Here is a 23,027-nt window from a genome sequence, read left to right as displayed (position 1 = left end):
ATTTATGAAGGAGGTATAAAAGTATGATAGTAAACTATTTTGAAGAGTTTTCTAAACATGTTGGAAATACACCTCTCATGAAATTAAAATGCGAAGAAACGAAGGACCTTTCTATCTATGCTAAATGTGAATGGCACAATCCTACAGGATCGATTAAGGATAGGGCAGCACTTGGAATGATTAATAAATATTTACAAGAAGCGGACAAAAAACAAAATATTTTAGAGTATAGTGGTGGAAGCTTAGCGAGGTCAATTGGGTGTATTTGTAATTATTTAGGGATTCAATGCATGTTAGTTTTAAGTTCTGGAACCGGTAAATCTCTATTAAATGAACTTGATCGTTATGGTGCTAACGTAATCTTAGTTGATAAATGTAAAGGGTTCTACGCAGTAATTGAGAAAACAGTAGAGATTAGTAAACAAAATCCAGAATTATACTTTTTATTCCAACATTATAATAATGCAAATCTAGTAAGTCATATAGAAGGTACAGGGCGAGAAATTATTGCACAAATGATTGGAAAACCAATACATGCATGGGTAGCATCTGCTGGTACTGGTGGAACTCTAATGGGAGTCTATACAGCAATAAAGAATTATACAAAAAATGTTGAACTACATTTAGTAATGCCTGCTGAATTGCCTTATGGTTCGGAACAACCACCAAATGATTTAAAGAAATATGCTGGATCAGGTGGGTTCGGCTTAGGAAGGAAACAACATTTCATAGAACAGGAAGAAAATTTGATAGAAAAACAATGGACTTATTCATATGAAGATACCCTGTATGAAATGGCACGTTTTTACAAAGATACTGGTATAAAAATAGGAACTTCTGCGGCAGCGAATTTATTAGCAGCTAAACAAATTGGGAAAGAAAAAGGTGCGAATTTTAATGTAGTTACAGTTTTTCCGGACGCAGGGTCAATAGAAGAGTGGTCAGATGTAAAAAATTTAGTTGAAAAAATAGGTGATTGAGAGGACCATTAAAAGTTCTTTCGTAGTTTATATCTTATTCTACGCAAAATTGATACCATCAAAAAACTGTATGTTTAACATGTACAGTTTTTTAATGGTGTAGCTGTGCAATGTTTAGAAATTTCACATACCGTATTTTAAAAATAAATATAGGAAAACCGAAAAGTAATGTAGAATATATCGTACATACATATATACAGTCAACATAAAAGATAAAGAGGTGGGTATATGTTACTTGAGGAAGTAATGCAGCAACTAGAGGAATATGGAACAGAACAAAATCGTAAAACGTATAAAAACCACGGAGCGAAAGAGCCACTATTCGGAGTTAGTTTTGCAAATTTAAAATTGTTAAAAAAGAAAATAAAAAAAGATCACGATTTAGCAGTTGAATTGTGGGAAACGAAAAATATGGACGCAATGATATTAGCAACTTATATTTTAGACCCGAAGAATATAACAGCAGAACAGCTTAATAGTTGGGTTCAGGATGTTGATTATTACTGTTTAATGGATGTTTTTATGACATCTATATGTACTTCGCCAATTGCAATAGAAAGAATGGAAGAGTGGACAAAGTCTAATGATGAATGGATTGGAAGAGCTGGCTGGTCTTTATTAGCAAATATATCGATTAAAAATAAAGCGTTACATGATGATTTCTTCTCTCCATACTTAGAAGAGATTAAAGAAAATATACATAATGAAAAAAATAGAAAAAAAGAAGCGATGAATAGTGCTTTAATCGCAATAGGAATTCGTAATGAAGACTTAGAGCGACAAGCGATTGAAATTGCACGTGAAATTGGAAAAGTAGAGGTTGATCACGGTGCAACATCATGTAAAACACCAGATGCAGAAAGCTATATAAAAAAAGCGAGAGAAAGAGCTCAAAAAAAGAAAGTGAAATAAGAAAAGAGGAACGGCTATGAAACCAATTGAAGCAGCACAAAGCATAATTACATCACAATTTCCGAATTGTGATGTAGCTTTACTCGGTGGAAGCGTTGCACGAGGAGAAGCGACGAAAACATCTGACCTTGATATTGTAATAGTTGACCAAAGTTTAACTTCTTGTTATAGAGAATCTTTCTATAGTAATGGATGGCCTGTTGAGGTGTTTGTTCATAATTTTACAACATATAAAACCTTTTTCAAAATGGATTGTGATCGAGGGAGACCGTCGTTACCACAATTAGTTTCAGAAGGGGTTGTATTAAAAGGGGAAAAGGAAATTGTTGAGAAATTAAAAAAAGAAGCGAATGATTTACTACATAAAGGACCAGCTAAATGGACCGAAGAAACGATTAAGCAGAAGCGATATTTTATTACGGATACTTTAGATGACTTTATTGGTGCAACAAAAAGAGAAGAAGAATTGTTTATCGCTAATTTATTAGCGGATTTAGTACATGAATATGTATTAAGAGTAAATGGTAGGTGGCTTGGGAGTTCAAAATGGTTTATTAGAGTGCTAAGAAGATATGATGAGCAATATGCAAACAAATTTGTAGCGGCTTTTGATCATTTTTATAAAACGGGAGAGAAAAATGAATGTACCATATGTTCAATTAAGAGAATTGACACTAGATGATGTAGAAGATCGCTATCAATGGTCGTTAGATAGCGATCTAACAAAGCATTTAGTCGTACCAGACCAATATCCTCCGTTCACTCGTGGAGATACGAGAATCTGGATTGAAGCTTGTATAAGCCGAAAAAATGGTTATGAACAAAGGGCGATCGTTACTGAGAAAGGTATACATATTGGATGGGTAGACCTTAAAAATTTTGATAAAACAAATAAAAATGCAGAACTAGGAATTGCGATTGGAAATAAAGACTATTGGGGTAAAGGATTTGGAATGGCAGCTCTAAACAGCATGTTACAAATAGGTTTTTCCCAGTTTGAATTGGAGAAAATTTGGTTACGTGTAGATGAAGATAATACACAAGCTAAAAAGAGTTATGAAAATGCCGGATTTGTATGCGAAGGGTTAATGAGAAATGATCGATTGAGACAGGGAAAGTTCATTCATCGCTATCGTTACAGTATATTAAAAGAAGAGTATGAATCAAAAAATAATAACCTATAAAAATATTATGTCAATTAAAAAGGGGAAGATAAAATGATTCGATTACTTACAAAAGCGGATGCAAAACAATATTGGGAGTTACGTTTACAAGCACTACAAGTAAATCCAGAAGCATTTGTAACGACTTATGAAGAAGCAGTACGTCAAGAAAAGCCTCTTGAACGCGTTGCTAGTAATCTTTCATCCAACAGTAGTTTTACATTTGGTGCTTTTAATAATGAAAATCGTTTAGTTGGGGTTGTTACTTTATTAACAGAAGAAAAGGACGCATATAAGCATAAAGGGCATATCGTTGCAATGTATGTAGATACTGAAAATCGAAGAAGTGGTCTTGCACGTGATTTAATACGTAAAGCAATTGAAAGGGCAAAAGAGATGAAGCTAGAGCAATTGAATTTAGGGGTTGTGTCAACGAACGAACCAGCCAAACGATTATATGAATCAATGGGATTTAAAACGTACGGAATTGAAAAAAGGGCTATAAAAATGAATGGTGTGTATAGTGATGATGAACATATGGTGTTGTTCTTTTAAGAGAGGAAGTTTTGTATGAAAAAGGGGAAAATGCGACTATAAGATGGGGAGTTTGGCATATAGCAGATCATAATCGGTATCATCAAGCACATATAAGTCGATTGAGGAAATTATATAGAGAATATAAACTACATATTCTTTAATTTTTGAATGAACAAACGCCCCTAAATAATAATTAAAGGAGGCGTTTATTTTTATTTGTGTGCTTTTCTTCCCAAGCTATCATTAAATTTTTATGATAACCTTTTGGTTTTTCAATAGAAAACCAGTAAATTGAATGTGCAATAGTTGGTAGCCATCTTTTATGGCGGATTCGTATATTTTCATGGTGAGTATAATGGGTCGAGATTAAGGTAGATTTTGACCCTTGAAAATTTTGGTATGTAATATCCTTGATTTCATACCAATACACTTTATTCCCATGCAAATCTACTACAATTCCTTCATCATCCCAATAGGAACCTATATCGTTTGCACGTGTTTTCCATAAGGTTAGGGCATACTTTAGTAGCCATAAGGAGAAAAATATTGAAATAATTCCTAGTAAATCAAATTCTTCCATTAAAGATAAAACACTTATTAGAAGGAAAACAACTCCGAAAGAAAGTACAAATAAAATAGATTGTATAGAGGCTCTGTATATTTTCAGTGTTATCACATCCATAGAAGTAACTTATTTTTAAAATTATTTCTGTTTAATGTTTTTATATTAAGTATAATAAATGAATGTATTATTATCTTTTTCATTGCAAGTGAATGGAAAGTGAAATGTAAGTTTGAATGTAGATTTTTCATCGCGTATACTAAAATATATGTTATAAAGATTAAAAATTAAATACAAGGGGTTTTACAATGAAAGCAATTGTTATAGGGATACTGGCATCATTTTTCTTTGCCTTTACCTTTGTTTTAAACCGGGCAATGGACTTAGAAGGTGGAAGCTGGATTTGGAGTGCATCATTACGGTATTATTTTATGGTTCCAATGCTATTACTTATTGTTATGTATAGAGGGAACTTAAAGCAACTCTTTCAATATATGAAAAACAATCCGAAAGAATGGTTAGTATGGAGTATCGTTGGATTTGGTCTCTTTTATGCACCGCTTAGTTTTGCTGGAGCGTTCGGACCAGGTTGGCTCGTTGCATCAACATGGCAAATTACAATCGTTGCAGGGATTTTGTTAACACCATTTTTTGCGGTGGATCCACTACATAAAAAACTTCCGATGAAGGAATTAGTTATGTCGGGCATTATTTTATTCGGTGTTGTTCTCATGCAAGTAGAACATGCTTCTTCATTAGGTATTCGTGAAACCGTTTTATGTGTAGTTCCTGTACTTATTGCAGCATTTGCGTATCCTCTTGGAAATCGAAAAATGATGCAAGTTTGTAAAGGGGAATTAGATGTATTTCAGCGAGTACTCGGTATGACATTAGCAAGTTTACCATTTTGGTTTTTATTATCTGGTTACGAAGTATCAACTGGCGGATTACCGTCAAGTAACCAAGTTTTTCAATGTTTTATTGTAGCAGTTAGTTCTGGGTTAATCGCGACAATATTATTTTTCTTTGCAACAGATCTTGTAAAAGATGATCCACAAAAACTAGCAACAGTGGAAGCGACGCAGTCTGGTGAAGTTTTATTTGCGCTAGTAGGAGAGCTGATATGGTTATCTGCACCAATTCCGTCATCTTTATCTTGGGTTGGTATGAGTCTCGTTATTATTGGAATGATACTTCATAGTTATGTGGCTGTCGTTGTAAAAAAAGAAGAAAAAATAACGGCGTAATGAGATTAGCTCTTTTTATTAAGAGTTAGTCTTTTTTCATAGAAAGGGATGAAAATATGAATTTACAGCGTGTTGAACAAATTGAAAAAGATTCAATATTAAATTTGCTACAATATGCCGTCGGTCCAAATGAAATAAGCTTAAAGAAGGCAGTAATATTTTATCAAAGTAATAAAGGGACTTTGTACAGATATGAAGAAAAAGCTTGTATAGGTATTGAAGTAATCGGAGTAACTAAAGCACGAGTATGTCATATAGCAGTGGCTTCAGATTATCGTCAAAAAGGAATTGCACTGCAAATGATTAAAGAAGTGGTAAGGATATATCAATTGACTTATATAGAAGCAGAGACAGACGATGGGGCGGTAGAATTTTATAAAAGAATTGGTTTTCAAGTTAAAGGTTTAGGAGAAAAATATATGGGAATCGAAAGATTTCATTGTTATTTGGAAAAATAGTATAAAAATATGCATATGGAGTATAGCTTGAAAAAATAAGATTTACATTTTTCTTCATTTAATAAAACTCTCGTTTATCATTCTCTACGATTTTAATAGAGTTTTGAGGCTTCAGTACACCCATATACATATTTTTGTAGTAATGAATATGATTAAGTTAAAAATTAAGAAAAATATGATAATATATTTATATAAAAGTTTAAATTTACGTGGCTAGTGAGGGAACCAATATGAAAATGAATGAAATAGTAGCAAGCACACAATTTCCAAATACAATCGAAACAATAACAAAAGATTTAAAAGCATTAGGAATCGAAAAAGGAATGACAATTATCGTTCATTCATCACTAAGTTCTATCGGATGGATATCTGGTGGTGCGGTTGCCGTAGTAGAAGCATTAATGAAAGTTGTTACGGAAGAAGGAACGATAATAATGCCAACGCAATCTTCGGATTTGTCCGATCCGAAACATTGGTCAAGACCACCTGTACCGGAAGACTGGTGGCAAATTATCCGAGATAACGTCCCTGCATTTGATTCACGTATAACCCCAACAAGGGGAATGGGTGAAATAGTTGAATGTTTTCGTACATATCCGAATGTAGTACGTAGTAATCATCCGTTAGGAAGTTTTGCTGCATGGGGAAAACATGCAGTAGAAATAACAATGAACCATTCATTATCAATGAGCTTTGGAGAAGAATCTCCATTAAGAAAAATATACGATTTAGACGGGTACGTATTATTAATTGGTGTTGGATATGATTCAAATACGTCTGTTCATTTATCCGAGGTGCGTACTGGTGCATGTGAGTTAATACAAGTAGGAGCACCTATTATAGAAAACGGTGAAAGAGTGTGGAAAGAGTTTGTTGAAATGGATTACGAATCTGAGAAGTTTGTAGAAATTGGTGTGGAGTTTGAGCGAAAAGGAACTGTAAAAAACGGAAAGATAGGGAATGCAACGTGTCGTCTAATGAAACAGCGTGATATAGTTGACTTTGGAACAGAATGGTTTCGTAAGAAAAATTAGTAAGGGATGGTTACAATGAAGGGGAAAAAGGTATTAATTACGAGCGGTGGTTGTCTAGAAAAATGGGATCAAGTACGTGGGCATACGAATATGGCTAAAGGTACAATCGGAAGGATAATCGCAGAAGAACTTATAGCTAAAGGGGCACATGTTATATATTTGCACGGTTATTTTGCGGAGAAACCTAGCGATGTACATAGAGGGTTAGAATTACATCCATTTGAAGGAATTGTTGATTTACAAGATAAAATGAAAAGTATCGTCACACATGAAAAGGTTGATGCAGTCATTATGGCAGCGGCTGGATCAGATTGGATTGTGGAGAAAATTTGTGATCAAGATGGTAATGTTCTTAATATGGACGGAAAAATTTCAAGTGATATAGCACCGATTATTCACTTTCAAAAGGCTCCAAAAGTATTAAAACAAATAAAAGAATGGGACCCAGAAACAGTACTTGTTGGTTTTAAACTTGAAAGTGATTTAAATGAAGAAGAACTGTTTGAAAGAGCGAAAAATAGAATGAAAGAAGCAAGGGCGAATGTAATGATTGCGAATTCACCACATTCTTTATATTCGCGCGGAGCTGTGCATTATGTAATTGGACAAGATGGTAAAGGGAAGTTTTGTAATGGGAAAGATGAAACAGCGAAAGAAATTGTCAAAAGCTTAGAGGTATTATGTAATCGTGTCACTGCTTTTTAAAATTAAGTTTTTAGATAAGAATGAATCCGCATAGTAATAAGTAAGCGAAACTTTAATTGGTGGGAATTTTACTTTTACACGAATGTGAAGCGTATATCAATCAAGAGCTATACACAGAATAATTGGTGAGGAGTGGATTCTATGGAACATTTATTAAAGCAAGCTATTAAACTTAGAAACGAAAAGAAATATGCGCAGTCTAAAGAGATGCTTATAGGATTAACAAACTTTACAAAGGATGCAGAAGTACTGTATCAGTGTGCGTGGATACATGATGTAATGGGGCTAGAAACAGAAGCAGTTCCGTATTATGAGCAGGCAATCGCAAATGGACTTGATGGCGAATCCCTTTGCGGTGCTTATATTGGTCTAGGAAGTACATATCGTTGTATAGGGGAATATGAAAAGGCAATTACAGTATTAGAAGCTGGGGTGAAAAAATTCCCAGAGAACGATCCGATGAAAGTATTTTTATCATTAGCAAAATATAACGTAAACGATCACGAGTCAGCGATGAAATTATTACTTGAAACTGTCGTGAAAGTAGAGGAAGTAAAAGAATTTGAACGTGCCATTTCATTTTATAAAGACCACTTAAATGAGGTTTTTAAATAAAGGAGTGAACGTATGAATGTTACACTATCGCAAAGGCGAAAAGGTATTTGGATTGGACTCGTCTCTTTAATTATGCTATCAAACTATTTATTGTATGCTCTTCCAATAGTACCAGCTGCGCCGAAAGAAGTTGTACTTGGGTCATTATTAGATTGCATGTTTGTCATTCCAATCATCACGTATTTCTTCATTATTCGAAAAAGGTACTCGTTAACGTATATAGTTCCTGTTGTAATAGCTGGTTATATTTTTGCAAGATTTATTATTCCAAGTGACTATTTACAAGATTTTTCATACGTTTCTTATATTATAGTTGCAGGAGAAATTGCTTTTGTATGTTTAGAGTTATTCCTTCTATATAAAATTGTTAGAAAGCTTCCTACCATAATAAAAAAATATAAAGAATATAAAAGTGAGTACTCTTCATTTTCTTATGCAATTGATGCTGCGTTTGACGCTACTATGAAAAGAAATAAATTAATAGATATCATTGTAACGGAGTGTAAGTTAATCTATTATGCATTTTTATCGTGGCGTGAAAAAGTACCAGAAGGTGAATACGTATACTCATATCACAAAAAGACTGGTGCAATAGGTGTATATATCATGATCATCCATGCGACATTAATAGAAAGTATTGGTTTTCATTATTTGCTACACCAGTGGAATCCAGTAATAGCATGGATTTTACTTATTTTAAATGTATACGCGATGATTTATTTTATAGCTGAAATACAAGCGATGCGTAAAAATCCACTTAACGTAACAGAAGAACAAGTAATCATTCAAATTGGATTAGGAAAGAAAATTGTTATACCATTTACACAAATTGATAATATTACGTTCTACAAGGGTGATGAATTGCTAACGGCAAAAGAAGGGAAACAGGTATTGGATGCAACTGTTATGGAGTTCATAAAAGAACCTGCTACTTTTGAAATAACATTAAAAGAGCCAGTGAAAGTACAGTTGTTATATGGATTTTCTAAAACAGTAAGTCGTGTGCACTTAAATGTTGATGAAGAACGAAAATTTTATGATGCGGTTAAGGAAAAGTTAAAACATGAGTAATAGTGCTGTTAGTTACATAAAAACAAATAAGCTTCCGTTAGAAGTGAAAAAATATGAAACATGGATAGTGAAAAACTCTTTCTAAATAAGAAGGAGTTTTTCTTGTGTACTTGTATAAATCATTATATAAAAAACTATATACTTCTTTATCGTTAGATAAGTGGATATAATTGAGGATAGAACTAGTATAAGGGGAAACAAAATAATGAATAAGTTACTTACATCGAAAAGTGAAATTATAGAAAGAAAAATCCGGTATAACTCAACAATAGTAGATCACAATTGTTTATTACTTGAAAAGCAATCACAAAGTATCGTTTTATTTCACGAGGTGCAGTATTCATTTACAATGACTGCAAAAGATACTAAGTTAACAATCCCAAAAGGAAGTTATACAATCGCATATTATTGGAAAGATCGTCCGTACAATTTATACGTATGGAGAGATATAAAAGGGAAGTATTTAGGTTCCTATTTTAATATCGTAAAAAATACACAAATAAAAGACGAAGTGGTTTCCTTCGAAGATTTAATCATCGATATTATGGTACTTCCTAATGGAGAATACTTCATATTAGATGAGGATGAATTACCAGAATCATTAGGGAATTTCGAAGGTGGTTATGTGAAGAAAGCTCTTTATGGACTGAAAGAAATCATTCAAAAAGAGCTTCCACAAATAGTTTTGGAGACAGCCAGGGTGCAGAAGAACTAAAATTTAATTACATAAATATTTTGAATGGAAATGAGTAGTCTCAAGTTATATGGTCTAACTTTTTTGATAAATCTAAGGTTAGTAGCATATTTCTTGAGATTACTTTTTTTTGGTAGAAATTTTGTTGCTTAGTTATTAAATGGATTTAAAATTTATGAAATAATATTGACTGAAGCAAGTTCAGTCGTTTATGATTGAATCAGATTCAGTCGTGGTGAAAACATTGTAGGAGATGACGTATGAAAAGAATATCAAAAGAACCAGATGTAAGACGCCAAGAGTTAATGGATATTGGTTTTGAACTATATATGAAAAATGGTATGAAAGGATTTGGCATAAAAGATGTTGTGAATCATGCAGGTGTAGCAACGGGTTTATTTTATTATTACTTCAAGTCTAAAGAGAATTTTGTTGATGAAGTTTTAAATGACTTTATTGTGAAAAATATGGAGTTAATTGAAGAAATACTTATTTCAAATGAACGGTCTGTCATACAAAAGATGAAAGATTCACTAGATATATTTTGGACATTTATTGAAAAGTTAGCACCCTATAAAAATGTGAGTTCGTTTCAGACGGAACAACATTTTCAACTGGAACAGAAATTATTCGCACGTATGCAACCGTTAATTAGACAAGTAATTGAAGAGGGAGTGAAAACAGGGATTTTTTATACTGATAACTCATTATTAGCTTCTGGGTTTATTCTATACGGTCTTAGCAGTATTGCTCATTCAGAAGTAAAGTTGAATCTAGATACAAAACAAGAAATGGTTAATTTAGTATTAACTACACTACGATACAATCAAAAGGAAGGAGAGAGTATATGAAGATTATTATCGATGGAAATAATATCTCACAAGAGCAACTTATAAAATGGAAAAGAGAACGGATAAAAAAAGTATTATATATATTAGGACATAAAGAGCCTGAAATAAATGATACAGACGTCATGATAAAACAGCTAACGGAAATAAAGTTGCGATATACATACAATGAAATGTACGAAAAGTTGAAATCAAAACTTAGATTAAGTGCAATAGGTATGCGTATCTGTACTCTTTTATCTGGCGATAGACGAAAATTTTCAAAAACTAGTATTTATTTAGACGGGATTACAGCAGAAGAAGCCATACATGGAATTGATAGTTTGATGCTTGAACAATCACGTGAAAATAACAAAGTGAATTTATCTGCTTGTCCTGATCACTATGTACTAAGGCCCTTTGGGGAAAATGAATTAGAGGTTATCGAAACTACTGGTAATTCTCCGTTTCCAGTTCAATTTTTCATTGTTTTTGGTGACGAAACTGAATTGAAAACACCGAGAGATAAATCTTATCAATACCAATCAACAGGTGTTGCACGTATGAAAGATGGTACTACTATTGGTGGAGTTCGACATCAATTTAAAGATACTGATACAGGGATAGAAGTAAGTCTAGTTGTTGAGTTCCCAGCCCTTTGTCCTAATAGTCTAATTAAATCCCATCAAATGCATTTAGCGTGTGAGTTTTCTTATTGGTTACAGTGGATTAAAGATCAGAAAAAATAGTAAGTAAACGATATCGTTTAAATAAACAAAAGTAAAATGTTCAAACAAATCATATGTATGTTTTAATAAAACCTAGTTGACTTATCGGAAATATTTGTATAATATGTACTTAATTCCATAACGTATTGCTGATTGGAGAAACCAAAGGCATTTTATCAACAGATAAAATGCCTTTGGTTTTTTTATTGCACAAATACTGAATCTGTTCATTTATATGAATCATTTTAAGGAGGGGAAGAAATGACTGTTTCAATTGATGGGGTATCAAAATATTTTTTGAAACAAACTGGTACGGTTCAAGTGCTAGAGAATATTAATTTTCAATTAGAGAAAGGGGATTTTGTTACAGTAATTGGTCCGAGTGGGTGCGGAAAAAGTACATTACTAAAAATTGTTGCAGGTCTAGATAATGATTTTGAAGGTGAAGTTATTATTGACGGGGAGCCTATCTTAAAAACGAGCAAGAAACAAGGTTTTATTTTTCAAGAGCATAGGCTTTTTCCATGGTTAACAGTTGAAGAAAATATAGCGGCAGATTTGTCGTTAAAAGATAAGTATGTGAAAGATAAGGTGAGAGAATGGGTTGAAATCGTTCGGTTAGATGGCTTTGAAAAATCGTATCCGAAAGAAATTTCAGGCGGGATGTCACAACGTGTTGCGATAGCGAGAGCGTTATTAAGAGATCCAAATGTATTATTACTTGATGAACCTTTTGGAGCGCTGGATGCTTTTACTCGAAGTCATTTACAAGAAGTATTGCTAAATATTTGGGAGCAGAAGAAAACAACAATGATATTCGTTACACATGATATAGACGAAGCGATATATCTTTCAAACCGAATCATCATTATGAGTGCAAAACCAGGGAAAATACATAAAGTGATTGAAAATAATTTGCCTTATCCACGAAATAAAACTTCTCAATCGTTCCAACAACTTCGAACGAAAGTATTACAGCAGTTTGAATATGGAGGGTTGATTCAAACAAGTATATAGGAAAAGGGTGATTTTATATGTATAAAAAATTTAAAGTTCTTTCTTTTGCTTTAGCTATATCAGTATGTTTATTAGGATGTGAAAAAAGTACAGCAAGTAGTAAGAAAGAAGATGTAACAATACAAATTGGTATACAGCAAGGGTTAAGCCCGCTATTACTAGCAAAGAAAAAGGGGTGGTTTGAAGAGGAGTTTAAAAAAGAAGGAGTTAAAGTGAAATGGACAGAGTTCCAAAGTGGACCTCCTTATTTTGAAGCAATCGCATCAAACCGATTAGACTTTGGTGAAGTAGGGAATTCTCCAGTCATTTCAGCGCAAGCAGCAGGTATTGGATTTACCGAAATCGCCAATACAAGTTATGCGAGAAAAGGAACTGGAATTCTCGTTCAAAAAGATAGCAAGATTGCGAGTGTAAAAGAGTTAAAAGGTAAAAAAATTGCGGTAGCAAAAGGAAGTAGTGCCTTTAATTTATTGTATCGAGCACTTGATAAAGAAGGGATTGATGCAAAAGAGGTAAATGTCATTCAATTACAACCAGATGAAGCGCAGCCTGCATTCGAATCAGGATCAGTAGATGCATGGGCGATTTGGGACCCTTTCATATCATTACATACGTTAAATAAAGGTGCGAAGGTGATTGCAGACGGTGAAACATTAAATGTCTCTTCACCAGAATTTTTAATTACGAGGACAAAATTTGCGAAAGAACATCCAGAATTAGTTGAGGAATTCCTCAAAGTTTATGAGAAAGCACGTGTATGGCAAGAGGCTAACTTAGATGAAGCAATAAAAGTGTACACTTCTGTAAAAAAGATAGATGCAGAGATTGTAAAAGAAGTGTTTAATCACGACAAACCAATTTTAGTTCCGGTAACGAAGGAAATAATAGCAGAACAACAAAAGACAGCGGATTTTCAATATAAGATCGGTTCTATAAAGAAAGAAATTAAGACGGAAAAAGTTGTAGATAATTCTTTCGTAGAAAAAGCATTGAAAGCGAAGTGAAAAGAGGTTTTGTAAAGTGGAAAATACGAAAGCTGTTATGAAACCAGCGAGTATAACGATTAAGAAAAATGGCATAAAGAAGGTACGAAAGTTAAATGTAAAAGTTTTAGTAAGGGCGATTACTATACCGGTTATTATATTAATAATTTGGCAGTTGGCTGGCGTATTCGGTCTTGTTTCTAAAACAGTTTTACCAACACCATTAGATATTTTTCTAGCTTTCCAAGAGCTTATTAAAACAGGAGAGTTATTCGGCCATTTAAGTATTAGTGTATTCAGGGCTGCGGCTGGTTTCTTTATTGGTGGGGGCTTAGGAATCATTTTAGGAACAATTGTTGGATTTTCAACGAGAAGTGAGCAATATTTAGACCCATCTGTGCAAATGTTAAGAACTGTACCTCATTTAGCTGTTGCACCGCTTTTCGTATTATGGTTCGGTTTTGGTGAAACATCGAAAGTGTTATTAATTGCAGATGGTGCATTTTTTCCTTTATACGTAAACGCATTTTTAGGTATTAGAGGTGTGGATTCAAAGTTATTTGATGTTGCGAGAGTGTTAGAGTTTAGCAAAAGAAAACTAATTACGAAACTAATTTTACCATCTGCATTGCCTAACCTTTTACTAGGAGCAAGGTTATCGTTAGGTGTTGCATGGGTGAGTTTAGTAGTAGCAGAACTTATGGGATCTACAGAAGGTATTGGTTATATGATTATGGATGCAAGGCAATTTTCAAATACAGATATCGTATTTGTCGGCATAATTATCTTTGCATTTGTTGGGAAGTTTTCTGACTCTCTAGTACGTTTACTAGAAGTGAAGTTTTTAAGATGGCGAGATAATTTTAAAGGTGAGACTGGGAATTAACATATAAATTATTAGGGGTAATTTATATAGAATTTGTTAGTATACGTTTCAAAATAAATAAGGGGTGTGTAAAGGTATGGAATTATTATGGTTTATTCCGGCTTATGGAGATGGTCGATATTTAGGAACGACAAAACGAGGAAGAGCAGCTGAATATGGTTATTATAAGCAAGTTGCTGCGGCAGCTGATTATTTAGGATATACGGGTGTTTTACTTCCAACTGGTCAAGGATGTGAAGACCCTTGGGTGTTAGCTTCAGCTCTTGCTGCTGAAACAGAAAAACTAAAATTTTTAGTAGCAGTGAGACCAGGACTAATGTCACCTACAGTTGCAGCGAGGATGGCATCTACATTTGATAGAATTTCAGATGGGAGACTACTTATTAATGTAGTAGCTGGAGGAGATCCAGTTGAACTACAAGGAGATGGATTATATCTTGAGCATGATGAAAGATATGAAGCAGCGGATGAATTTTTAAAGGTTTGGAAATCGACATTGCAAGGTGAAACGATCTCTTTAGAAGGAAAACATATTCAAGTTACAGATAGTAAAGTTGTATTCCCGCCAGTTCAAACACCATATCCTCCTATATATTTCGGAGGATCATCAGCTGCTGGAAAAGAAGTAGCAGCTGAACATAGTGATGTATATTTAACGTGGGGAGAGCCACCAGAGCAAGTGAAAGAGAAAATAGAAGAAGTAAGAAAACTTGCAGAAGAGAAGGGGCGTACAGTACGATTTGGCATTAGATTACACGTAATTGTAAGAGAAACAGAAGAAGAAGCGTGGGAAGAGGCAGAACGTTTAATTCAATATGTGGATAATGAAACAATTGAGCTTGCTCAAAAGACATTTGCAAGATATGATTCGGTTGGTCAAAAGAGGATGACACATTTAAATAAAGGTACGAGAGAGTCGTTAGAGATAAGCCCTAATTTATGGGCTGGAATCGGACTTGTAAGAGGTGGGGCAGGTACTGCACTTGTAGGCAATCCACATACAGTAGCAGAAAGGATAAAAGAATATGAATCGTTAGGAATTGATACGTTTGTTTTATCAGGATATCCGCATTTAGAAGAAGCGTATGAGGTCGCAGAATTGTTATTCCCATTATTGAAAGACGAGAAGAAAGAAGAAAATAAAATTGTTGGTGAAATGATTGCTGATGCATATGCATTAAAAAAATAGTGAGAAATAAAGTTTCACATATTTATTGCTTTATTTTGTTCACTGCCTGTTAATACGGGATAAAAAAACCGCAAGTTATTCGCTTGCGGGTTTTCATCGTAAATTATTAGAAAATATGGTAAAATTAAAGGGTAACTTAAGGTGCGGTTGGTTGTTCAATTATCACTTCTCCGAGTAGGAGGGGGGTGATAATACGTGAGTGAAATAGCGTTGCTACTGCAAGGTGGACTGTTTCTCGTTGCATTGTTAACGTTCGTCGTCGTTTTAATAGACAAGCTCAAAAAATAACAACCCACCTATGCTTATAGAATGTGGGTTGTTTTGTTTGTAAGAAACAAATAGGATAAATGAACAATCCAATCTGCTAAGTTACGTGGACTAGTGTGTAGCCGCACACTAGTCTTTTTTATTTATATACAATTTATAATTGGTTTATGTGATTGTATTGTTCTTTTCATACTCATTATAACACAGTGTCTTTTCATCAAGAAAGGAGACCGTATGTTCTGGTTCCTGTTATATAGTAGGTGCTTTTTCTTTAAACAGCCCATCCATATACTGTTTTAAACTTTGGACATAAAATTTCTGCGTATTCACATTATTTACACCGACAATCGGCGATGGGAGGTCAAATCTTTTTTCTGATAAATGAACGACAACATCAAAGATGTCAAACAAACGAATGAAGCAAAACAGGCCGTCTTTATCGCTAAGTAAAATAAAGTAATGATTTTCACTACTTGTATTTAGCGTATTCCATAAAGAACTTTTGCTTAAATCACGTACAATGCTTTTTTCTTTTAGTTCCACGAAATCTGCATTTGAGAGAATGGTAGAAATATCAATTGCATCTTGATCTTCAAAGTAGCCATCAACTGCTTGTACAGCGAATGTATAAGCCATTTTTAATACACTCATTTTATATTTACGGTTATCTAATAGTAATTCACGTTGAATAGAACTCGCTACTTTCGTTACACGTTCCTCTTTCCAAATTTCATTATGTAAGGAAATATCGTGCTTTTTACATAGTTTCATAATTAATGCATTAGAATAAAGAATCTCGTCGCTTACTTCGACAACATCAGTCTCAGCAGCCGCAAGTTCCTCACCGTGCTCATTCGTATAGAGTGGGGAATCAATTTGTCTTTTCATTTGTTCAATCTTAAATTGACTCAATTTATGCCTAATTAAAGGACGATCAATATTTGTTGTCATTTGTTCATGACAAGTATCACAAATTGAGTTTGTGAAATAATATCCACATAATATTTCTGGAATGACATATTGTTCACTAAGTTCTTTCGTATCTTTTCTGCAAATGATGCATTGTGTCATTTTTATCACCTTTACCTGCAAATTTGTATGTAATCTCATTGTAGTGTATTTATCGGTATTTTGGAATATTGTAAAGGAAAATATTATGTGAAATTCATGCTTATTTTGGTACAATGAATAGAAGTGCTAGTTTAAAGGAGGCCGTTTTTTTGAAATCAAAAGTGCACTTTTGGACATTAGAAGTGCTAATGGTTGTAGGAATCATATTTATTTGCACAAAAATATCATTTTTATTTCAACCGATTGGTATCTTCATATCAACATTGTTTTTCCCAATCTTAATCGCGCTTTTTTTATACTTCATATTTAATCCTGTATTAATCTTTTTGGAGAATAAAAAAGTACCTAGAAATTTAGCGATATTACTGTTATATCTTTTTATCATAACATTAACTGCGGTTGGCGTTGGAGTAGTTGTTCCTACGATTTCACAACAGCTAATGGACTTAGTAAAAAATATGCCAAGCTACATAAAAGAGGGGAAAGTATACATACAAGAATTATCACATCATAGGTTGTTTGAATGGTTATCTACACAAAACTACGTTTCCATTGAAACAATCGAAAAAAATGCGATTGAATACTTAAAAGATATACCAAATACAATTACGTCGAGTGCAACGGCTTTATTTGGTATTATCACGAACGTTGCATTAGTTGTATTTACTGTACCGTTCATTTTATTTTACATGTTTAAAGATGGACATGCCTTTCCGGGAAAAGCGGTAAGTTTATTACCTGAGTCTTACCGTGAAGAGGGGCTTCGTATCATTAAGGAAACGAACGAAACATTATCTGCATATATTCAAGGGCAAGCACTCGTTTGTATATTTGTAGGTGCGTTTACTTTTATCGGTTATTTAATTATCGATTTACCGTACGCTTTCGTTTTAGGAATTATTGCAGCATTTACAAACATCATTCCTAACTTAGGGCCATTTATTGGGGCAGCACCAGCTGTTATTGTAGGACTGTTCGTATCTCCGATGCAAGCCTTATACGTAATTATTATCGTAACAATTGTACAACAGTTTGAAAGTAATATTATTTCACCGCGTATTATGAGCTCGAAATTAAACATTCACCCATTAACAATTATTATCCTAATTTTAGGGGTAGGTAACTTTGCTGGAATCATCGGAATGATTTTAGCAGTACCAGTTTATGCAGTAACAAAAACTGTTGTTTCGAACTTAGTGAGATTGTTTAAGACAAAGAGAAGTAATCGGAAATAGTGAAACCTGAGAAAGATACACCGCTTTTTAAGTGGTGTATCTTTTGTTTATAAATAAATAATTAAAAGCGGGTTGATTTGATTTTATTATATATTTTTTATACATCAAATTCAGTGATAAACTTGTGTGATATAAGCTCTATAAAACTATGTGGAATCCCTCTGAACTATCCAAATCATTTCCTTACAGCGTGCTATCAACATCATAATCGACTCCTTTCAATCTATATAGTTAAACGATTAAAGGTGAGTGTAGTATTTGCTTCTACGATCTCGAATTTCATCAATAACTTGTTTATATTGTCTTTCTTGTTTTAATTCATTTTGAGATATTGTTTCTTTTTGAATTGTAATCGTTAAAAAGAAAAGGTGAAACTTCATATGTGAATTCCTCCTTTCGAATTGGAATTACAGATGACTACAGTAATGACTTTGTCTTTCTTTTACAGAATTCATAGCCTGATTAATTTGACGTTCATGAAGCATTTCAGACTCAGAAAATTTATTTTTTTGAATGGTAATGGTTAAAAAGAATACTTTAAATTTCATAAAATAATTGCCCCTTTATAAGTGATTTAGAAAAAACGAGTGTAATAAGAAATTACAGGTGACTACAGTAATGACTTTGTCTTTCTTTTACAGAATCCATAGCCTGATTAATTTGTCGCTCATGAAGCATTTCAGACTCGGAAAATTTATTTTTTTGAATGGTAATGGTTAAAAAGAATACTTTAAATTTCATAAAATAATTACTCCTTTATAAGTGATTTAGAAAAGACGAGTGTAATAAGAAGATTGGCGCTCTTTTACTTCGTCCATAATGTTTTGAATGTGTTGTTCACGTAAAATCTCTTTCTGTGAAAGCTTACGTTTTTGAATGGTGATTGTTAAAAAGAATGCTTTAAATTTCATGAATATATTACCCCTTTAAAATATATTTTTAATACATTTGAGTGTAGTATGAACTTTTAATGTCAGTTATTTTATCAGTCAGTTGTTTTAACTGTTGTTTACGATTGATTTCAGTTTCAGATAAAGTATGTTTTTGAAGTACAGTCGTAAAAAAGAAAATATGAAAATGAATTCCTCCTTTCGAAAAGGAATTACAGGTGATCACAGTAAAGTGCTTGGCGCTCCTTAACATCATTCATAGCTTTTTCAATTTGCTCATTATGAAGAATTTCATCTTTAGAAATTGTATTTCTTTGAATCGTAATACTTAAAAACAATACGCTAATAGTCATTGAATGTTGCTCCTTTCTTAGAAAAATAATGTAAGAGACTAAAAAATCGCGCAAAAAAACCACAGGAAGATACAGTTCTCCTATGGCTGGGCGTGAAAAAGCCACAGGAAAGTATACGACCTCCTGTGGCGAATTTATGAATTAAATGAAATAAAGTACGATTTTCAATTCTCCATTAGGGTGGTCGAATTCATATTTAATTGTCCAGAAAACACAGGTGCAGTTAACGCTAAAGTTAATGCATGTAATTGTAATTTCATCATTTCCTTCGACCTCCTTTTAGAATTTTTTTCTTACGTTAGTAAGTATATACAATTAATGGATAATTGTAAACATAAAAAATGAAAATTTTTAATTTTGATTAAAATGCGTATATTTAAAAAGGGATTTGAAAGTAAATATTGTAATTAACGAAATATCGATAAAAATGGGGGATGCTAAATGAAATATATGCATCATAACATGATCGTTATGCTAACAATTTTTTTATTCATTGCGGCTTGTTCTAACGGAGAAAGAATAAAAGATATATATGATGTTAGGTCAGATGATTTTAAGAAATATACTGGGACATACGTTGGTAATAATTCAGATGTGGTTGCAATTGTTAATCATTTACCCGGTGGTGGAACAGTTCAAAGTATAAGTTTAGAAAATGAAAATATAAAAGTGAACTATGGCACAAAAGAAAGTGGGGCTCTTACAGAAGAAATGATTGAGACGTATTGGTTTGATGAGAAGGATACGATGAAGAAGAATTTTTTCTTTAATGCTATATATTTAGTGATTTTAGTGCCAAATGCAAAAAGTTATGAGTTTCAGGTAGAGAATAAAAACTTTAAGATAACGAGGGAAGAAATGTTATCAATTTTGCATAGGATATTCGATGATTTTCCAAAAGAAAAAGATATATGGGATAAAAATAAAGTTATAAAGTTCTTTAACGGCAATGAAGAAAAAATTAAAATGCTTGTGGAAGATAAAGATTTTCGGAAATCTTTATTCGCTAAATATCAAGTGAACCAGTTGAAATAATGGAGGGGAGAAGATGGAGTTAGTATACAAAATTTCTTATCATAGAATGCAGGATCATTATTTACCTAAGTTAGTACAGGCAATTAAGCTCGTTAGTGAAGAAGATTTGTGGAAACAAGAGACCTCTGTTAATTCAATTGGTGGAATCGTACTACATATTTGTGAACATTTACAGAGAAATACAAGGCGTTATAAGGATCCAAATATAGTTTTTGAAAATGGAATTGAAGAATATTTTCCAGTGAAACAAATAAGCTCTGAAGCTTTGTTAAAAACTGTTGAAGAAATATTTGATGAGTGGGGCAAAGCATATATACAGGTCTGGGAAGAAAAAAGGCATATTGATCTTCAAAGTCTATTACATTTGGTTGAGCATACAAGCTATCATTTAGGGCAAGTAGTAGATCGTACAAAATGTATTGAGGGACAACAGTTTAATTTTTGTCAAAATGGTATAAATGAAAAGAATTTGAGAACAAGAGTTGAAACTTCGAATTTTTAGAAAGAGAGACATTCTTAATTGAATGACTCTCTTTTTTGTAAAAGAAATTTATGGAAAAAAATAATTCTATGTGATATGGTTAATTACATAAGTAATGAACCTATGAACCTAAGGTGGTGAAAATGTGAAGCCGACTCTAGAACAAAATAAATTAATATACATACAAATTGCAGAAACGATTGAATCTGATATTTTAAAAGACATATTGCTTGAAGAAGAACAAGTTCCATCGACAAATCAATTTGCGAAGATGTTACAAATAAATCCGGCTACCGCAGCTAAAGGGGTGAATGTATTAGTGGATGAGGGGATTTTATATAAAAAGAGAGGGATCGGGATGTTTGTTGCAAAAGGGGCAAAAGAAGTTGTACTAAAAAAAAGACAAAATACTTTTATGACTGAATATTTACCTAAAGTGTGGGAAGAAGCGAAAGTACTAGAAATATCAAAAGATGAATTGATGGATATGATTCAAAAGATTACGAAGGAGGGGAAAGAGGGATGATTGCACTTGAAACGAAAGATGTAACGAAAAAGTATAAAAAGAAAATAGCTGTAAATGAAGTAACGATTTCATTGGAAGAGAATAAAATATATGGTTTGCTTGGAAGGAACGGAGCAGGGAAAACGACTTTATTAAATTTACTAGCAGGACAAATTACTTCAAGTAGTGGAAGTGTATCAATATTTGGTGAAGATGTTTTTGAAAATAGTAAAGCGATGCAAAATATTTGTTTCGTTAGAGTAAAAGAAGAGTCTCATTTAAGTTATAGCGTAAAAGAAATTTTTAAGATATGTAACATGTTTTATAAAAATTGGGATCAGAAGTTTGCTGAAGAACTGGCGGGTAAATTTCAGCTTAATATAACAGAGAAATACCATAAACTATCTCATGGCATGCAAACAGTTGTAGGAATTATTAAAGGGTTAGCAAGCAGAGCGACAATTACTATTTTTGATGAACCAACTACAGGATTAGACGCAGCACATCGTGAGTTATTTTATAGTTTACTACTAGAAGATTACGGGGAGTATCCCAGAACAATTATATTATCAACACATCTGGTAGAAGAAGTAACCCATGTTATTGAAGAAGTAATTATCATAAAAGAAGGTGCACTTGTTGTTCAATCAACAGTGGAAGATTTATTGCAACAAGGTCATATTATTTCAGGGCAAAAAGGTAAAGTGGAGGAGTTCTTGATTAATAAAAAAGTTATAAATAAAGAAATTTATGGGAATAAAGGTATTGCTGTTATATGGGAAGGGCTTTCTAATGAAGATTGTTACTCTCTTGAAAAAGAAGGTTTAGTAATTGATAGAATTACATTACAAAAACTATTTATTCACATGACTGGTGGTGAAGTGGAATGACGATGTTAATGAAACAATTGAGGTTACATATAAATTTTCATTATAAAGCAATTTTAATATTTTGGATTGTAGCTTTATTAATAAAAGGAGCTTTATATGCTGCTCATTTAAATGAAGCGAAAGTTGGTTATTTACCCGAAATTATCAATAATCCTTCAATTGCAATTATGATTTTTATAGTAGGGAGTGTTTTCATTGTTCAAGATGATTTATTTCGTTTAGCAGTTTCATTTGGTATAACGAGAATACAATATTTTATCGGAGCGATTTGCTATATTGTGTTGCAATCCGCATTGTTTTCATTCCTTCAAATACTGTTTTTACAAGATATAAAATATAACTTAGTAAATGTTAACTTTGGAGAGCAATTAATACAACAGTTTATTTTACAATTTTTATTTTATGTTACGATAGCATGTTTCTTTCAAGTAGTAGTAATTTTTAAGCAAAGATTTCAATGGATTGGTCTCATGATTGGTGGGTCGCTTTTCCTTTCAACAAATAGTGTGCTGTATGGAGAAGTAGGGATAAAAGGATTGTTATTTACAAATGATGTATCTTTAATAGATATCCCTTATTTTATTGTTATTTCAATTGGATTAACAATTCTTTATATCATAACTAGTAGTATATTTATTCGTAAAGTATCATTTGAAAAAACAGTTTGAAATATTATTAGATTACTATAGAGA

Annotated in this window: 33 protein-coding genes and 1 pseudogene; 26 read left to right on the top strand and 8 right to left on the bottom strand. The window is 32.9% G+C overall.

Annotated elements, in window-relative coordinates; all coding sequences use genetic code 11:
- Positions 1-23 precede the first annotated feature (23 nt).
- The 6 genes and pseudogenes from QCI81_RS01705 to QCI81_RS01680 all read left to right on the top strand — a co-directional run.
- The gene (locus tag QCI81_RS01705) at positions 24-980 is read left to right on the top strand and encodes a PLP-dependent cysteine synthase family protein (protein ID WP_000636848.1); all 957 of its coding nucleotides are present in this window, start codon (positions 24-26) and stop codon (positions 978-980) included.
- Positions 981-1,208: 228 nt separating this feature from the next.
- The gene (locus QCI81_RS01700) at positions 1,209-1,892 is read left to right on the top strand and encodes a DNA alkylation repair protein (protein ID WP_063547642.1); all 684 of its coding nucleotides are present in this window, start codon (positions 1,209-1,211) and stop codon (positions 1,890-1,892) included.
- Between the two features lie 16 nt (positions 1,893-1,908).
- The gene (locus QCI81_RS01695; protein WP_353810598.1) at positions 1,909-2,574 is read left to right on the top strand and encodes a nucleotidyltransferase domain-containing protein; all 666 of its coding nucleotides are present in this window, start codon (positions 1,909-1,911) and stop codon (positions 2,572-2,574) included.
- Positions 2,531-3,076 (top strand): GNAT family N-acetyltransferase, encoded by a 546-nt coding sequence (locus tag QCI81_RS01690; RefSeq protein ID WP_071732061.1) that lies wholly within the window; start codon positions 2,531-2,533, stop codon positions 3,074-3,076. Before QCI81_RS01695 ends, QCI81_RS01690 begins: the two co-directional genes overlap by 44 nt.
- 33 nt (positions 3,077-3,109) lie before the next feature.
- On the top strand, positions 3,110-3,610 hold the full coding sequence (locus tag QCI81_RS01685) for a GNAT family N-acetyltransferase (RefSeq protein ID WP_071732062.1): 501 nt from the start codon (positions 3,110-3,112) through the stop codon (positions 3,608-3,610).
- A pseudogene (locus QCI81_RS01680) lies at positions 3,607-3,753 on the top strand (DinB family protein); the annotation flags it as partial. The gene QCI81_RS01685 and the pseudogene QCI81_RS01680, both read left to right, overlap by 4 nt.
- A gap of 32 nt (positions 3,754-3,785) precedes the next feature.
- Here the strand turns inward: QCI81_RS01680 and QCI81_RS01675 are convergent.
- Positions 3,786-4,274: a hypothetical protein gene (locus tag QCI81_RS01675; RefSeq protein WP_071732063.1), complete on the bottom strand. Its 489-nt coding sequence runs from the start codon at positions 4,272-4,274 to the stop codon at positions 3,786-3,788.
- A 188-nt stretch (positions 4,275-4,462) separates the two neighbouring features.
- Here QCI81_RS01675 and QCI81_RS01670 point away from each other — a divergent pair, with 188 nt between their 5' ends.
- The 14 genes from QCI81_RS01670 to QCI81_RS01605 all read left to right on the top strand — a co-directional run bounded on the left by QCI81_RS01670 (position 4,463) and on the right by QCI81_RS01605 (position 15,896).
- A complete protein-coding gene (locus tag QCI81_RS01670; RefSeq protein WP_000644593.1) occupies positions 4,463-5,401 on the top strand; it encodes a DMT family transporter in 939 nt (312 codons plus the stop codon).
- Positions 5,402-5,457: 56 nt separating this feature from the next.
- Positions 5,458-5,859: a GNAT family N-acetyltransferase gene (locus QCI81_RS01665; protein ID WP_071732064.1), complete on the top strand. Its 402-nt coding sequence runs from the start codon at positions 5,458-5,460 to the stop codon at positions 5,857-5,859.
- A gap of 230 nt (positions 5,860-6,089) precedes the next feature.
- Positions 6,090-6,893 carry an AAC(3) family N-acetyltransferase gene (locus tag QCI81_RS01660; RefSeq protein WP_000783341.1) on the top strand — a complete coding sequence of 268 codons (804 nt, stop codon included), beginning with the start codon at positions 6,090-6,092 and terminating at the stop codon, positions 6,891-6,893.
- A 15-nt stretch (positions 6,894-6,908) separates the two neighbouring features.
- The gene (locus tag QCI81_RS01655; RefSeq protein WP_071732065.1) at positions 6,909-7,598 is read left to right on the top strand and encodes a phosphopantothenoylcysteine decarboxylase domain-containing protein; all 690 of its coding nucleotides are present in this window, start codon (positions 6,909-6,911) and stop codon (positions 7,596-7,598) included.
- Positions 7,599-7,739: 141 nt separating this feature from the next.
- The gene (locus QCI81_RS01650) at positions 7,740-8,213 is read left to right on the top strand and encodes a tetratricopeptide repeat protein (RefSeq protein ID WP_000400637.1); all 474 of its coding nucleotides are present in this window, start codon (positions 7,740-7,742) and stop codon (positions 8,211-8,213) included.
- 12 nt (positions 8,214-8,225) lie between these two features.
- Positions 8,226-9,284, top strand: a complete 1,059-nt coding sequence (locus QCI81_RS01645) for a hypothetical protein (protein ID WP_071732066.1) — start codon at positions 8,226-8,228, stop codon at positions 9,282-9,284.
- Positions 9,285-9,489: 205 nt separating this feature from the next.
- A complete protein-coding gene (locus tag QCI81_RS01640; RefSeq protein ID WP_001037889.1) occupies positions 9,490-9,999 on the top strand; it encodes a ribonuclease FAU-1 family protein in 510 nt (169 codons plus the stop codon).
- A 239-nt stretch (positions 10,000-10,238) separates the two neighbouring features.
- A complete protein-coding gene (locus tag QCI81_RS01635; RefSeq protein WP_071732067.1) occupies positions 10,239-10,829 on the top strand; it encodes a TetR/AcrR family transcriptional regulator in 591 nt (196 codons plus the stop codon).
- A complete protein-coding gene (locus tag QCI81_RS01630; protein ID WP_071732068.1) occupies positions 10,826-11,554 on the top strand; it encodes a hypothetical protein in 729 nt (242 codons plus the stop codon). The genes QCI81_RS01635 and QCI81_RS01630 overlap by 4 nt, the downstream gene beginning before the upstream one ends.
- Before the next feature lie 240 nt (positions 11,555-11,794).
- Positions 11,795-12,550: an ABC transporter ATP-binding protein gene (locus QCI81_RS01625; protein WP_000218578.1), complete on the top strand. Its 756-nt coding sequence runs from the start codon at positions 11,795-11,797 to the stop codon at positions 12,548-12,550.
- A gap of 17 nt (positions 12,551-12,567) precedes the next feature.
- Positions 12,568-13,554, top strand: a complete 987-nt coding sequence (locus QCI81_RS01620) for an aliphatic sulfonate ABC transporter substrate-binding protein (protein WP_071732069.1) — start codon at positions 12,568-12,570, stop codon at positions 13,552-13,554.
- A gap of 16 nt (positions 13,555-13,570) precedes the next feature.
- On the top strand, positions 13,571-14,419 hold the full coding sequence (locus tag QCI81_RS01615; protein ID WP_000432135.1) for an ABC transporter permease: 849 nt from the start codon (positions 13,571-13,573) through the stop codon (positions 14,417-14,419).
- Positions 14,420-14,495: 76 nt separating this feature from the next.
- On the top strand, positions 14,496-15,608 hold the full coding sequence (ssuD, locus tag QCI81_RS01610; protein WP_043938042.1) for an FMNH2-dependent alkanesulfonate monooxygenase: 1,113 nt from the start codon (positions 14,496-14,498) through the stop codon (positions 15,606-15,608).
- A 195-nt stretch (positions 15,609-15,803) separates the two neighbouring features.
- Complete coding sequence (locus QCI81_RS01605; RefSeq protein ID WP_001289320.1) at positions 15,804-15,896, top strand: putative holin-like toxin; 93 nt, start codon at positions 15,804-15,806, stop codon at positions 15,894-15,896.
- Positions 15,897-16,124: 228 nt separating this feature from the next.
- Here the strand turns inward: QCI81_RS01605 and QCI81_RS01600 are convergent, their stop codons facing one another.
- On the bottom strand, positions 16,125-16,946 hold the full coding sequence (locus QCI81_RS01600; RefSeq protein WP_000189714.1) for an HNH endonuclease: 822 nt from the start codon (positions 16,944-16,946) through the stop codon (positions 16,125-16,127).
- Between the two features lie 149 nt (positions 16,947-17,095).
- Here QCI81_RS01600 and QCI81_RS01595 point away from each other — a divergent pair, with 149 nt between their 5' ends.
- Positions 17,096-18,181 (top strand): AI-2E family transporter, encoded by a 1,086-nt coding sequence (locus QCI81_RS01595; RefSeq protein WP_000837894.1) that lies wholly within the window; start codon positions 17,096-17,098, stop codon positions 18,179-18,181.
- 239 nt (positions 18,182-18,420) lie between these two features.
- Here QCI81_RS01595 and QCI81_RS01590 read toward each other — a convergent pair whose 3' ends face one another.
- The 6 genes from QCI81_RS01590 to QCI81_RS01565 are packed head-to-tail and all read right to left on the bottom strand — an operon-like array spanning position 18,421 to position 19,424.
- Positions 18,421-18,561 (bottom strand): YrzI family small protein, encoded by a 141-nt coding sequence (locus QCI81_RS01590; protein WP_000668497.1) that lies wholly within the window; start codon positions 18,559-18,561, stop codon positions 18,421-18,423.
- A 27-nt stretch (positions 18,562-18,588) separates the two neighbouring features.
- On the bottom strand, positions 18,589-18,729 hold the full coding sequence (locus tag QCI81_RS01585; protein WP_000669806.1) for a YrzI family small protein: 141 nt from the start codon (positions 18,727-18,729) through the stop codon (positions 18,589-18,591).
- 52 nt (positions 18,730-18,781) lie between these two features.
- A complete protein-coding gene (locus QCI81_RS01580; protein WP_000669805.1) occupies positions 18,782-18,922 on the bottom strand; it encodes a YrzI family small protein in 141 nt (46 codons plus the stop codon).
- Between the two features lie 26 nt (positions 18,923-18,948).
- Complete coding sequence (locus QCI81_RS01575; RefSeq protein ID WP_000668963.1) at positions 18,949-19,092, bottom strand: YrzI family small protein; 144 nt, start codon at positions 19,090-19,092, stop codon at positions 18,949-18,951.
- 28 nt (positions 19,093-19,120) lie between these two features.
- Positions 19,121-19,264, bottom strand: coding sequence for a YrzI family small protein (locus QCI81_RS01570; RefSeq protein ID WP_071732193.1), 144 nt, complete (start codon positions 19,262-19,264; stop codon positions 19,121-19,123).
- A 19-nt stretch (positions 19,265-19,283) separates the two neighbouring features.
- Positions 19,284-19,424, bottom strand: coding sequence for a YrzI family small protein (locus tag QCI81_RS01565; RefSeq protein WP_000156193.1), 141 nt, complete (start codon positions 19,422-19,424; stop codon positions 19,284-19,286).
- 441 nt (positions 19,425-19,865) lie between these two features.
- Here QCI81_RS01565 and QCI81_RS01560 point away from each other — a divergent pair, with 441 nt between their 5' ends.
- The 5 genes from QCI81_RS01560 (at position 19,866) to QCI81_RS01540 (ending at position 23,003) form a co-directional block, all read left to right on the top strand.
- Complete coding sequence (locus QCI81_RS01560; RefSeq protein WP_071732070.1) at positions 19,866-20,459, top strand: DUF4825 domain-containing protein; 594 nt, start codon at positions 19,866-19,868, stop codon at positions 20,457-20,459.
- A gap of 13 nt (positions 20,460-20,472) precedes the next feature.
- Positions 20,473-20,961 carry a DinB family protein gene (locus tag QCI81_RS01555; RefSeq protein WP_071732071.1) on the top strand — a complete coding sequence of 163 codons (489 nt, stop codon included), beginning with the start codon at positions 20,473-20,475 and terminating at the stop codon, positions 20,959-20,961.
- A gap of 124 nt (positions 20,962-21,085) precedes the next feature.
- Positions 21,086-21,466 carry a GntR family transcriptional regulator gene (locus QCI81_RS01550; RefSeq protein WP_000805185.1) on the top strand — a complete coding sequence of 127 codons (381 nt, stop codon included), beginning with the start codon at positions 21,086-21,088 and terminating at the stop codon, positions 21,464-21,466.
- On the top strand, positions 21,463-22,335 hold the full coding sequence (locus tag QCI81_RS01545; RefSeq protein ID WP_000560923.1) for an ABC transporter ATP-binding protein: 873 nt from the start codon (positions 21,463-21,465) through the stop codon (positions 22,333-22,335). The genes QCI81_RS01550 and QCI81_RS01545 overlap by 4 nt, the downstream gene beginning before the upstream one ends.
- Positions 22,332-23,003 (top strand): DUF4052 domain-containing protein, encoded by a 672-nt coding sequence (locus QCI81_RS01540; RefSeq protein ID WP_071732072.1) that lies wholly within the window; start codon positions 22,332-22,334, stop codon positions 23,001-23,003. The genes QCI81_RS01545 and QCI81_RS01540 overlap by 4 nt, the downstream gene beginning before the upstream one ends.
- Positions 23,004-23,027: the final 24 nt, after the last annotated feature.

Origin of the sequence: Bacillus cereus group sp. MG20 (genome assembly GCF_040459885.1) — a bacterium.
GTDB lineage: Bacteria > Bacillota > Bacilli > Bacillales > Bacillaceae_G > Bacillus_A > Bacillus_A cereus.
Note: the sequence above shows the minus strand (reverse complement) of the source record. Positions and strands in the feature narration are given on the sequence as shown.

What these genes read in the sequence shown, in the direction of transcription:
- QCI81_RS01695 (WP_353810598.1), top strand. Translation starts at nt 1,909, where the DNA reads ATGAAACCAATTGAAGCAGCACAAAGCATAATTACATCACAATTTCCG.
- ssuD (WP_043938042.1), top strand. Translation starts at nt 14,496, where the DNA reads ATGGAATTATTATGGTTTATTCCGGCTTATGGAGATGGTCGATATTTA.
- QCI81_RS01555 (WP_071732071.1), top strand. Translation starts at nt 20,473, where the DNA reads ATGGAGTTAGTATACAAAATTTCTTATCATAGAATGCAGGATCATTAT.
- QCI81_RS01665 (WP_071732064.1), top strand. Translation starts at nt 5,458, where the DNA reads ATGAATTTACAGCGTGTTGAACAAATTGAAAAAGATTCAATATTAAAT.
- QCI81_RS01640 (WP_001037889.1), top strand. Translation starts at nt 9,490, where the DNA reads ATGAATAAGTTACTTACATCGAAAAGTGAAATTATAGAAAGAAAAATC.
- QCI81_RS01560 (WP_071732070.1), top strand. Translation starts at nt 19,866, where the DNA reads ATGAAATATATGCATCATAACATGATCGTTATGCTAACAATTTTTTTA.
- QCI81_RS01590 (WP_000668497.1), bottom strand. Translation starts at nt 18,561, where the DNA reads ATGAAGTTTCACCTTTTCTTTTTAACGATTACAATTCAAAAAGAAACA.
- QCI81_RS01580 (WP_000669805.1), bottom strand. Translation starts at nt 18,922, where the DNA reads ATGAAATTTAAAGTATTCTTTTTAACCATTACCATTCAAAAAAATAAA.
- QCI81_RS01585 (WP_000669806.1), bottom strand. Translation starts at nt 18,729, where the DNA reads ATGAAATTTAAAGTATTCTTTTTAACCATTACCATTCAAAAAAATAAA.
- QCI81_RS01675 (WP_071732063.1), bottom strand. Translation starts at nt 4,274, where the DNA reads ATGGATGTGATAACACTGAAAATATACAGAGCCTCTATACAATCTATT.
- QCI81_RS01690 (WP_071732061.1), top strand. Translation starts at nt 2,531, where the DNA reads ATGAATGTACCATATGTTCAATTAAGAGAATTGACACTAGATGATGTA.
- QCI81_RS01565 (WP_000156193.1), bottom strand. Translation starts at nt 19,424, where the DNA reads ATGACTATTAGCGTATTGTTTTTAAGTATTACGATTCAAAGAAATACA.
- QCI81_RS01545 (WP_000560923.1), top strand. Translation starts at nt 21,463, where the DNA reads ATGATTGCACTTGAAACGAAAGATGTAACGAAAAAGTATAAAAAGAAA.
- QCI81_RS01620 (WP_071732069.1), top strand. Translation starts at nt 12,568, where the DNA reads ATGTATAAAAAATTTAAAGTTCTTTCTTTTGCTTTAGCTATATCAGTA.
- QCI81_RS01685 (WP_071732062.1), top strand. Translation starts at nt 3,110, where the DNA reads ATGATTCGATTACTTACAAAAGCGGATGCAAAACAATATTGGGAGTTA.
- QCI81_RS01700 (WP_063547642.1), top strand. Translation starts at nt 1,209, where the DNA reads ATGTTACTTGAGGAAGTAATGCAGCAACTAGAGGAATATGGAACAGAA.
- QCI81_RS01630 (WP_071732068.1), top strand. Translation starts at nt 10,826, where the DNA reads ATGAAGATTATTATCGATGGAAATAATATCTCACAAGAGCAACTTATA.
- QCI81_RS01645 (WP_071732066.1), top strand. Translation starts at nt 8,226, where the DNA reads ATGAATGTTACACTATCGCAAAGGCGAAAAGGTATTTGGATTGGACTC.
- QCI81_RS01625 (WP_000218578.1), top strand. Translation starts at nt 11,795, where the DNA reads ATGACTGTTTCAATTGATGGGGTATCAAAATATTTTTTGAAACAAACT.
- QCI81_RS01540 (WP_071732072.1), top strand. Translation starts at nt 22,332, where the DNA reads ATGACGATGTTAATGAAACAATTGAGGTTACATATAAATTTTCATTAT.
- QCI81_RS01575 (WP_000668963.1), bottom strand. Translation starts at nt 19,092, where the DNA reads ATGAAATTTAAAGCATTCTTTTTAACAATCACCATTCAAAAACGTAAG.
- QCI81_RS01650 (WP_000400637.1), top strand. Translation starts at nt 7,740, where the DNA reads ATGGAACATTTATTAAAGCAAGCTATTAAACTTAGAAACGAAAAGAAA.
- QCI81_RS01670 (WP_000644593.1), top strand. Translation starts at nt 4,463, where the DNA reads ATGAAAGCAATTGTTATAGGGATACTGGCATCATTTTTCTTTGCCTTT.
- QCI81_RS01635 (WP_071732067.1), top strand. Translation starts at nt 10,239, where the DNA reads ATGAAAAGAATATCAAAAGAACCAGATGTAAGACGCCAAGAGTTAATG.
- QCI81_RS01660 (WP_000783341.1), top strand. Translation starts at nt 6,090, where the DNA reads ATGAAAATGAATGAAATAGTAGCAAGCACACAATTTCCAAATACAATC.
- QCI81_RS01655 (WP_071732065.1), top strand. Translation starts at nt 6,909, where the DNA reads ATGAAGGGGAAAAAGGTATTAATTACGAGCGGTGGTTGTCTAGAAAAA.
- QCI81_RS01600 (WP_000189714.1), bottom strand. Translation starts at nt 16,946, where the DNA reads ATGACACAATGCATCATTTGCAGAAAAGATACGAAAGAACTTAGTGAA.
- QCI81_RS01705 (WP_000636848.1), top strand. Translation starts at nt 24, where the DNA reads ATGATAGTAAACTATTTTGAAGAGTTTTCTAAACATGTTGGAAATACA.